This is a genomic window from Streptomyces sp. NPDC058295 (genome assembly GCF_042880655.1).
In the GTDB taxonomy this organism is placed as follows: domain Bacteria; phylum Actinomycetota; class Actinomycetes; order Streptomycetales; family Streptomycetaceae; genus Streptomyces; species Streptomyces coriariae.
In genome coordinates, this window is the sequence record NZ_JBHVYO010000101.1 from 1 (window position 1) to 9199 (window position 9199).

The window sequence follows — 9199 nt, forward strand, 5'->3', positions numbered from 1 at the left end:
CGTGTGCCGCGGGGCCGCCCGGATGCCGAACACGTGAGGCGGATACGTCGGTTCGGCGGCCGCCTGCCGCCCGTCAGGCCCGCTGCGGGCTCTCGGGATCGATGTCGTCGGCGCGCGGTGCCCCGCCCGGTCCCGGCACCTGGGCGCCGGGCGCGGTCGGCGGCATCGGCGGGTACGGCAGCCCGGTACCACCGGGCGGTCCGGCCGGCGGCGTACCGCCGATGACCCGGCCGGGGCCCTTGTCCGGTGCGGCCTCGAGGCCGGCCGTGGGCGGGGACGAGGCGTGCGGCCTGGCGGCGCCGCGCAGCAGGTACGCCACGACTCCCAGGAGGGCGGCGGTGATCAGCGCCGCGGCCCAGTCCGGCAGTCCGATGCCGAGGGCGAGTCCCACCGCGAGTGCGACGGCCGCGCCCGCGTAAAGGGCGACGGCGCCGGACGCCGCGTAGAGCATGGCCGTACGGCGCTGCTTGCGGGTCTGCTCGCGCAGCTCCTCGCGGATCGTCTCGCGCGCCACCTGCGCCAGCTCGTCGACCAGATGCTTGTCCAGATGCTCCAGGTGATCCATGCGCTCCATGGGCCTCGGGTACCCGCTGTCATGGACGCTTAACTCCACGGACCGGCCTGCCGGAGCGGCCGGTAGCGGACCGCGAAAGGGGCCGGGGAGGCCGCCGGGGAGGGCTCCCGGGGTGGATGCCGGGGACGGCCCGGGCGGGGATCGGGTGAAGGGATCACCTCACCGCGGCCGCCCCAACTAGGCTCGTCCGCATGGACATTCTGGGAGCCACACTGCGTGTCTGTGTCGACGATCTGGAGACCTCGGTCTCCTTCTACGAGCGGCTGGCGGGCACCGGCGCGCTCCGCTTCGAGCGGGGCGGTGTACAAGTGGCCGCGGTCGGCTGCTTCCTGCTGATGAGCGGGCCTCCGGCCGAGCTGGAGCTGCTGCGCAAGGTGGCCGCGACGATCGCCGTCGCGGACGTGGAGGAGGCCCACCGGACCCTCACCGAGCTGGGCGCCGACGTCATCGCCGGCCCGGTGCCGACCCCGGTGGGCCGCAACCTGATCGCCCGGCACCCGGACGGAGCGGTGTACGAGTACGTCGACCGGCGCGGGTCGTGAGGCGGCCGGCCCGACGAAATTCCGTGGGCGGCGGGTCGTCGCGGACGTAGAGTCGGGCGTTCGACGGCAGGCACGAAGGAGCGGCAGTGAGTGAGCAGCACACCTACCGGGTGATCGTCCGGGGCACCTGGGACGGCCTCACCGACGAGGGCCGGACCCGGCTCCTCGCCGAGGCCGCCGACCACGGCCTGACGAGCATGCGGTTCACCGAGGAGGGCTCGCTGTCGTACGAGCCGTCGCCGCTGAAGCACTTCTCGATGCGCTACGTGGTGGTGTCGGACGCGGCGGACGGCGACGAGATGGCGGGCGCGCTCGCCGAGGAGCGCGCCGAGGCGACGCTGCGCGAGCTCGGCCACGGCTTCACCGGGCTGCGGTCGACGGTCACCGACCTGGACACGATGAAGATCAACTACAAGTCCGCATCTCGGCGGTGATCGCCCACCGCTCGTGGTCCCGCCACTCCCCGTCGATGTAGATCATCTTCGGGGAGAAGCCCTCCCGGCGGAAGCCGCAGCCGCGGGCCAGGGCGATCGAGGCGACGTTGCCGGGCTGCGCGTTGATCTCCAGCCGGTGCAGCCGCATCGGTCCGAACGCGTGGCCCACCACCAGGTCGAGCGCCTCGCGCATCAGCCCGCGCCCGGCCGCGTGCGCGAAGGCGCCGTAGCCCAGCGCGCCGCACTGGAAGCCGCCCTCGACGATGTTGTTGATGTTGACGAACCCGGCGACCGCCCCGTCCTCCAGGGTGCACACGAGAAAGCCGGCCTTCGACGGGTCCTCGATCAGCCGGCCCGCGTAGGCCGTGTAGGCCGAGGAGGTGGCCGGCGGGAACAGCCACGGGTGGTGCAGATCCTTGCTCTCCCGCGCGCGGGCGGTGAACTCCGGCCCGTCCTCGTGGGTGAAGTGGCGTATGCCCACGCGGGGGCCCTCGGCGAGGTAGCGGGATGCGGTGTGCGGCATCGGGACAGCCTACGACGAGGTCACTTGCGCCGTTTCCTGAAATAGGCGAAGGAGACGCCGCACAGGACGCCGATGACCCACATCGCCAGGAGCGCAGTCCACAGCGGCACCGTCACCTCGGGGACCAGCAGCCGGATCTTCGTGGGCTGGGTGTTCTGGAAGATGAAGATCAGGGTGAGGACGGCGAGCGCCAGGACGACGATCCGGCCCGGCGTCAGCGCCTCGTTCCTGCCACCGCTCCGGGACGCTTTCGGGGTCTTCGGGCTCATGGGTCCAGCGTGATCCCTGTGCCGCGCTCACGCACGGTGAGGCGCGCCCCCGGGTGAGCCGGCCCGGGAGCTCAGCGCAGCGCGGGGGTGTCGAGGGTCAGTGTGCCCTCGTCGGCGTCGAGCACGGCGGGCACGCCGAAGGGCACGGTGAGCGCGCCCTCGCGGTGACCGAACCCGAGCTCCTCGACGACGGGGACGCCAAGGCCGCCGAGCCGGTCCACGAGGACCGGGCGCAGCTCCTCGTAGGGGCCGCAGCTCTCCCAGGAGCCGAGCGCGACACCCGCGACGCCGTCCAGCCAGCCGGTGCGCAGGAGTTGGGTGAGGGCCCGGTCGACGCTGTACGGCCGCTCCCCGACGTCCTCGATCAGCAGCAGCCCACCACGGGCACCGGCCCGGGTGTGCGGGGTGCCGTAGCCGGTGGCCAGCAGCGCCAGACAGCCGCCCAGGGTGACGCCCCGCGCCCGGCCCGGAGCGATGGCCGTACCGGTGGAGGCGAGCGTGCGGACGGTCTCCGGGGCGAACAGGGTGGCCCTGAGGTGCTCCTGCCCCCGGGCACTCTTGATGAAGTCGATGCCCGCGGCCGCGGGCCCGTACAGCGTGACCAGGCCGAGGCGGAGGGCGAACGCCTCGTGCAGGGTGGTGCTGTCGCTGAAGCCGACGAACACCTTCGGTCCGGCCGCCCGCATCGCCTCCCAGTCGAGCAGGTCGACGATCCGCTGCGCGCCGTAGCCGCCGCGTGCGCACAGCACGGCGTCGACGCCCGGGTCGCACCAGGCCTGCTGGAGGTCGGCCGCCCGGTCGGCGTCGGTGCCCGCGAGGTGCGGCAACCGGTCGTGCCGGTCCAGCACATGAGGGGCGACCACCGGGTCGAGGTCCCAGCCGCGCAACAGGTCGAGGCCGGCCTCCAGTCGCTCCTCCGCCACCGGCCCGCTGGGCGCGACGACCGCGACCCGGGCTCCGGGGGCGAGCCGGGACGGCCGTACGAGTTCCTTCACCGCACAAGCTCCAACCTGGGGATTCCGGGCGGGCACAGCCCGAACGCCTGAGCGTACAGCGACAGCTCGGCCTCCAGGGCGCGCACCATCGTGGCCGCCCGGCGGAAGCCGTGCCCCTCCCCCTCGAACGCCAGGTACGCGTGCGGCACCGGCCGCCCGGCCAGCCGGGCCAGGAACCGCTCGCACTGGGCGGGCGGGCAGATCACGTCGTCCAGCCCCTGGAGGAGCAGGAACGGCACGGTGATCCGGTCGGCGTGCTCGATCGGCGAACGTTCCGCGTACCGGGCGGGCACCTGCGCGAGGGGTCCGACGAGACTGTCCGGGTAGCGCGACTCGAAGTCGTGGGTCCCGCCCGTCGCCCAGCCCACCAGGTCCAGCACGGGGTAGCGGATCGTGCCGCAGGCGTAGACGTCGGTGCCGGCCAGTGAGACCGCGGCGGTCCAGCCGCCCGCGCTGCCGCCCCGGACGGCCAGCCGCCGGCGGTCGGCGGTGCCCTCGTCGGCGAGCGCCAGGGCGACGGCCGCGCAGTCCTCGACGTCGACCACGCCCCACTGCTCGCGCAGCCGCTCCCGGTACTCCCGCCCGTACCCGGTGGAGCCGCCGTAGTCGACCTCGACGACCCCGATGCCCCGGGAGGTGAAGTAGGCGATCTCCAGATCCAGGACGAGCGGGGCGCGATCGGTGGGCCCGCCGTGCGCCCACACGACGTAGGGCGGCAGTTCGCGGCCGGGCGCGACCTGTCCGGGGTGGTGGGGCGGGTAGACGTGCGCGTGGATGTCACGGCCGTCGGGTCCGTTGAACGTACGGATCCGGGGCTCGGGGTAGTAGGCCGGGTCCACCGCGTCGTCGTGCGCGGCTCCGACCACCCGGGCCCGGCCGGTCCTGGCGTCCAGCTCCACCACCTCGTACGCGCTGCGCGGACTGGCCGCGACGCCGACGACGCGTTCCCCCTGCACCGCGAGGGTGGGCGCGAACTCCGTCCACGGTCCGGCCGCGTCGACCACCTCCCCGGTCTCCGGGTCGAGGATCCCGAGCACGGCGGCCCCCCGGCCGTGCACGACCGCGACGAGCCCGCTCTCCAGCGGCGCGAACCAGCGCTGCCCGAGCTTCCACAGGGCTCCGCCGAACTCCTCCTCGCGGGGGCAGACGGGCTGGTGGTCGCGGTACAGGTTCCACCAGCCGCTACGGTCGCTTGTATACAGTAGACAGTCTTCTGTGGACTGCCGACCGTCGTACGCCGACTGTCCTTCGTCGCGTGCGGACCGTCGCCCGTCGATCGTCGACTGTCCTCCGTCGTCCGTCGACTTCCTTCGGTCGTCCGTCGACCGTCCTCCGCCGGTCGTCGACTGTCCTCCGTCGGTCGTCGACTGTCTTCCGTCGGTCGTCGACGGTTCTCCGACGACTGCCGACCGTCCGCCGTCCGCCGCGGACCGTCGACCGTCGTCCTGCGGCTGTCGCGCGTATCCCGTCGACGGCATCCAGTCGACCTGCGCGATCGACTCCCCCGGCCCGCCGGCCACCACCCGGGCGCCGCTCAGGGTGCCGTCACCCCTGACGTCGGCGACGACCACCTCCGTGCCCTCCCATGGCATCAAGGGATGGTCCCAGGCCAGCCAGGCGGCCCGGCGTCCGTCGGACGACAGGCGGGCCCCGGTGACGAACCGGCGCCGGTCGTCGGTGAGTTCGCGCACGGCGGCGCGGTCGTCGGCGGCCGAGCCGTCCAGCGGCACCGCGGCCAGCAGCCGACGTACGTCGGTCGGCCCCTCGCCCGTGAACTCCTCCAGCACGCACCACACTTCGCCCCGCTCCAGCAGCAACTGCGGCTCCACCCAGCGCAGTCCGCCACCCACGGACGAGACGGGAGTGAGCGGGCGTGGCCCACCCCCCGACGCAGGCCCGGACCCGGGCTCGTACACGTACAGCCGTTGGTCGGCGAAGTGCACGAACACCACCAGGAGCCGCCCGTCGAGCACGGCACCGGCCCACGGCTGTCCGCCGTACTCGACGACCCGGCTGCGGACGTTCCAGGGAGCGGGCAGGAGGGACTCCTCCGTGCCGCCGGGCCGACGCCGGACGAGGGTGCGGCGACCGTGCTCGGCCGGCCGGGGCGCGGTCCACCACACCTCGTCGCCGACGAAGCCGACGTACTCGGGGCGCCCGTCGTGCGTGGCCGCGAGGGTCGCGTCGATGGGCGAGGGCCAGGAACCGTACGGAAGGACCTGCACATTCTCCCCGTTCGCCTAGGCCGTTCGCAGGAACCGGTCGAGTACCCGGACGCCGAAGTGCAGCGCCTCCACCGGAACCCGTTCGTCGACACCGTGGAAGAGGGCCTGGTAGTCGAAGCCCTCCGGGAGCTTCAGCGGTGCGAAGCCGTAGCCGGTGATGCCGAGCCGCGAGAACTGCTTGGCGTCCGTGCCGCCGGACATGCAGTACGGCACCACGTGCCCCTCGGGCGCGAACTCCTCGACGGCGGCCCGCATACGGGCGTAGAGCGGGGCGTCCACAGCTGCCTGGAGGGCGACTTCGCGGTGGTGGAACTCCCAGTCGACGTCGGGACCGGTGAGTCGGTCGAGCGTCGCACGGAACTCGTCCTCGCCGCCCGGGAGATAGCGGCCGTCGACGTAGGCGACGGCCTCCCCGGGGATCACGTTGATCTTGTAACCGGCGCCCAGCATGGTCGGGTTGGCGCTGTTGCGGACGGTCGCCTCCACCAGGGCGGCCGCCGGGCCGAGCTTCGCCAGCAGGGCGTCGACGTCGTGGAGGTCGGCGTCGACGCCGTACAGCGCGGCGAGTTCGGTGAGGGCGGCACGGACGGTCGGGGTGAGCCGCAGGGGCCATTCGTGCTCGCCGATGCGCGTGACGGCGGCGGCCAGGCGGGTCACCGCGTTCTCCCGGTTGACCTTGGAGCCGTGTCCGGCGCGCCCGCGTGCGGTGAGCTTCAGCCAGCCGGTGCCGCGCTCGCCCGCCGCGATGGGGTAGAGCTCGCGCCCGGCGCCGTCGTGGAAGGTGAACGCCCCGGATTCGCCGATGGCCTCGGTGCAGCCCTCGAAGAGTCCCGGATGCCGGTCGGCGAGGAACCCGGAGCCGTCCTCGGCGCTGGCCTCCTCGTCGGCGGTGAAGGCGACGACGAGGTCGCGCCGGGGCCGGACGCCCTGCCGGGCCCAGGACCGCAGCACGGCCAGGATCATCGCGTCCATGTTCTTCATGTCGACGGCGCCGCGCCCCCACACGACCCCGTCCCGCACCTCCCCGGAGAAGGGGTGGACGCTCCAGTCGGCGGCCTCCGCGGGGACCACGTCCAGGTGTCCGTGGACGAGCAGCGCGTCCGCGGCCGGGTCGGTGCCCTCGATCCGCCCGACGACGTTGGTCCGCCCCGGGGTGCGTTCGAGGAGCGCCGGCTCGATGCCCGCCTCGGCGAGCAGCGCGGCGGCGTACTCGGCGGCGGGCCGTTCCCGGCAGTCGCCGCCGCCGCGGTTGGTGGTGTCGATGCGGATGAGTTCGGAGGTGAACCGGACGACCTCGTCCCGCGCCTGCGCGTCAGCCATGCCGCTCCCGCCTCCGCCGCCGCCCCGGCCGCTGCCACCGCTCCCGCCCGTCCCCCGGACGCTGCTCCTCAGCCATACTGCTCCTCGATCGCGGCCGAGACGATCGTGGTGACCGCCTTGAAGGTGCGGATGCCCTCGTACATGGTGCCGCTGGTGTACGCGATCTTCCGCTCGCCGACACGGGCGACGCCGGGCACGACGGTGGCCGCCATCGCGAGGTGCTCGGCGTCGAACTCCACGGCGATCGCGAACGGCCCGCTGTGCACCGGTTCCTGACAGACCGCCAGCCGGGTCGCCTCCTTCGCGGCCGCCCGGATGTCGGCGGCCGTGCGGGCCGGGGTGCGGCACACGGCCGCGTACCGGGAGACGTGGTCCTTGACCGCGACCTTCAACGCCTCGGGCGCGTACCCGAGCGCGTCCTCGCAGGCCACGTCGTCACCGGTGACGAGGACGACCGGCACCCCGTACTCGGCGACCACGTGCGCGTTGAGCAGCCCCTCGCTGGCCCGTACGTCGTTCAGCCAGACGCCGGTGAGGGAGTTGGCCAGGTAGGTGTGGGCGAGGACGCCCTCCATGCCGGCGCCCGCGTGGTAGCCGAGGAAGGCGATGCCGTCGACGTCCCCGTGCTGGACGCCCTCCACCATGGAGAGGGACTTGTGCCGTCCGGTGAGCATCTCCGCCCGGTCGTCGAGTTGCTCGAGGAGCAGGTTGCGCATGGTCGAGTGGGCCTCGTTGATCAGGACCTCGTCCGCCCCTCCGTCGAAGAAGCCGAGCACGGCGGCGTTGACGTCCGAGGTGAACATCGACCGGCACCGCTCCCACTCCGGCGCCCCGGGCAGTACGTCGGCCGGCCAGGTGACGCCCGTGGCGCCCTCCATGTCGGCGCTGATGAGGATCTTCACGTCCGGCCCCCGTCCTCTCAAGGAATCCCGAGCCTATCGGGCCGCGCCCCGGTTTTCCGGGCAGCGACTCCCCTCGCACGGGAGCTTCCCCCACTGCGGCCACCGCCTCCGGCCGCCACCCCCGTGCCCGAGCCCGAGCCCGAGCCCGCGGAGGGCGGCAGCGGCAGAGGGGCACCGACGGGCCACCCGGCACGCCGGCTCTGTCGGCCGGACCGCCGCACAACCGAACGCCCGGGGGCGCCCGTTCGCGAGGAGACGTGGGTGCGGCCGACCCCGGACGTGTGGTGATCTGGGCACGCACACCCGCACCTCAGTGACACGAACGGGGACCCGTCCATGACCACGTACACCGCCCTGCCACCGGAACGCTTCGAGGCCGACCGGCATCGTCTGCGCTCCGTCGCCTACCGCATGCTCGGCTCGCTCGGCGAGGCGGAGGACGCCGTCCAGGAGACATGGCTCAGGGCGGCCCGGGCGGACGTAGGTGATGTGGAGAACCTCAGCGGGTGGCTCACCACGGTCGTGGGCCGGGTGTGCCTGAACATGCTCCGCTCCCGCAGGACACGCCCCGAGGTGTCGCTGGACGCCCAGGTGAGCGAGCCCGCCGTCGGGACGGCGGAGGGCGGCGACCCCGAGGAGGAGGCGCTGCTCGCCGACTCGGTCGGGGTGGCGCTGCTGGTCGTGCTGGACACGCTCGCCCCGGCCGAGCGGCTGGCGTTCGTGCTGCACGACCTGTTCGCCGTACCGTTCGACACCATCGCCCCGATGATCGAGCGGACTCCGGCCACGACACGGCAACTGGCCAGCCGGGCCCGCCGTCGCGTCAGGGGCGGCGCTTCCCCGGCCGTCGCCGACCGGGCCCGGCAACGACAGGTCGCCGACGCGTTCCTGGCCGCCACCAGGGGCGGCGACTTCGAGGCGCTGCTCGCCCTGCTGCACCCGGACGTGGTACTCACCGCCGACCGCTTCGTCGTCCCGACGCCGGAGCCCCTCACCGTCAGCGGCGCCCGCCCCGTGGCCGAGGGCGCGATGGCGGCGACCGGCCGGGCCCGGTTCACCGGCCTCGCGCTGCTCGACGGCCGGGTCGGCCTCGCGATGGCGCCGCACGGCAGGCTGCGGCTGGTCCTGCTGTTCACGCTCGCGGAGGGCGGTATCACCAGGATCGAGGTGGTGGCGGATCGGGAGCGGCTGGACGACATCGAGGTGGCGGTGCTCGACACCGCCGAGGCCGAACCCCTGGGCGCCGGACCCGTCGACACCGCGCCCGTGAACGCCGAGGACTGACGAACGGGTGGGGCCGCCCGGCGTTGCCGGTGGGGCCCCCCCCGCCCCCCCCCCGGGTGCGCACCCCCCCCCCCCCCCGGGCCCCCCCCGGGGCGCGGGGACCCCCGGGGACCGCCGGGGGGCGGCCCCGC

10 protein-coding genes are annotated in these 9199 nt (G+C 73.9%); 3 read left to right on the forward strand and 7 right to left on the reverse strand.

Translation table 11 applies throughout. The features are described 5' to 3' along the window. Positions 1–73: 73 nt before the first annotated feature. Complete coding sequence (locus ACFVYS_RS43510; RefSeq protein ID WP_389511400.1) at positions 74–574, reverse strand: phage holin family protein; 501 nt, start codon at positions 572–574, stop codon at positions 74–76. Positions 575–765: 191 nt separating this feature from the next. On the opposite strand from ACFVYS_RS43510, the gene ACFVYS_RS43515 reads away from it, so the two are divergent. Then, the gene (locus tag ACFVYS_RS43515; protein ID WP_020125573.1) at positions 766–1116 is read left to right on the forward strand and encodes a VOC family protein; all 351 of its coding nucleotides are present in this window, start codon (positions 766–768) and stop codon (positions 1114–1116) included. Positions 1117–1202: 86 nt separating this feature from the next. Continuing rightward, positions 1203–1550, forward strand: a complete 348-nt coding sequence (locus tag ACFVYS_RS43520) for a DUF6204 family protein (protein ID WP_389511402.1) — start codon at positions 1203–1205, stop codon at positions 1548–1550. Here ACFVYS_RS43520 and ACFVYS_RS43525 read toward each other — a convergent pair. The 6 genes from ACFVYS_RS43525 to ACFVYS_RS43550 form a co-directional block, all read right to left on the reverse strand. Next, a complete protein-coding gene (locus tag ACFVYS_RS43525; protein ID WP_389511404.1) occupies positions 1522–2073 on the reverse strand; it encodes a GNAT family N-acetyltransferase in 552 nt (183 codons plus the stop codon). The genes ACFVYS_RS43520 and ACFVYS_RS43525 overlap by 29 nt on opposite strands. A gap of 20 nt (positions 2074–2093) precedes the next feature. After that, positions 2094–2342: a lipopolysaccharide assembly protein LapA domain-containing protein gene (locus ACFVYS_RS43530; protein ID WP_389511406.1), complete on the reverse strand. Its 249-nt coding sequence runs from the start codon at positions 2340–2342 to the stop codon at positions 2094–2096. A gap of 71 nt (positions 2343–2413) precedes the next feature. Next, the gene (locus ACFVYS_RS43535; protein WP_389511408.1) at positions 2414–3337 is read right to left on the reverse strand and encodes an LD-carboxypeptidase; all 924 of its coding nucleotides are present in this window, start codon (positions 3335–3337) and stop codon (positions 2414–2416) included. After that, a complete protein-coding gene (locus tag ACFVYS_RS43540) occupies positions 3334–5562 on the reverse strand; it encodes a S9 family peptidase (protein WP_389511410.1) in 2229 nt (742 codons plus the stop codon). Before ACFVYS_RS43540 ends, ACFVYS_RS43535 begins: the two co-directional genes overlap by 4 nt. Positions 5563–5577: 15 nt before the next feature. Then, positions 5578–6882, reverse strand: a complete 1305-nt coding sequence (locus tag ACFVYS_RS43545) for a M20/M25/M40 family metallo-hydrolase (protein WP_389511412.1) — start codon at positions 6880–6882, stop codon at positions 5578–5580. A 68-nt stretch (positions 6883–6950) separates the two neighbouring features. Then, positions 6951–7784 (reverse strand): M55 family metallopeptidase, encoded by an 834-nt coding sequence (locus ACFVYS_RS43550; protein WP_389511414.1) that lies wholly within the window; start codon positions 7782–7784, stop codon positions 6951–6953. Between the two features lie 336 nt (positions 7785–8120). On the opposite strand from ACFVYS_RS43550, the gene ACFVYS_RS43555 reads away from it, so the two are divergent. Beyond that, entirely contained in the window at positions 8121–9068 is a 948-nt protein-coding gene (locus ACFVYS_RS43555; protein ID WP_389511416.1) for a sigma-70 family RNA polymerase sigma factor, read from the forward strand. Positions 9069–9199 lie beyond the last annotated feature (131 nt).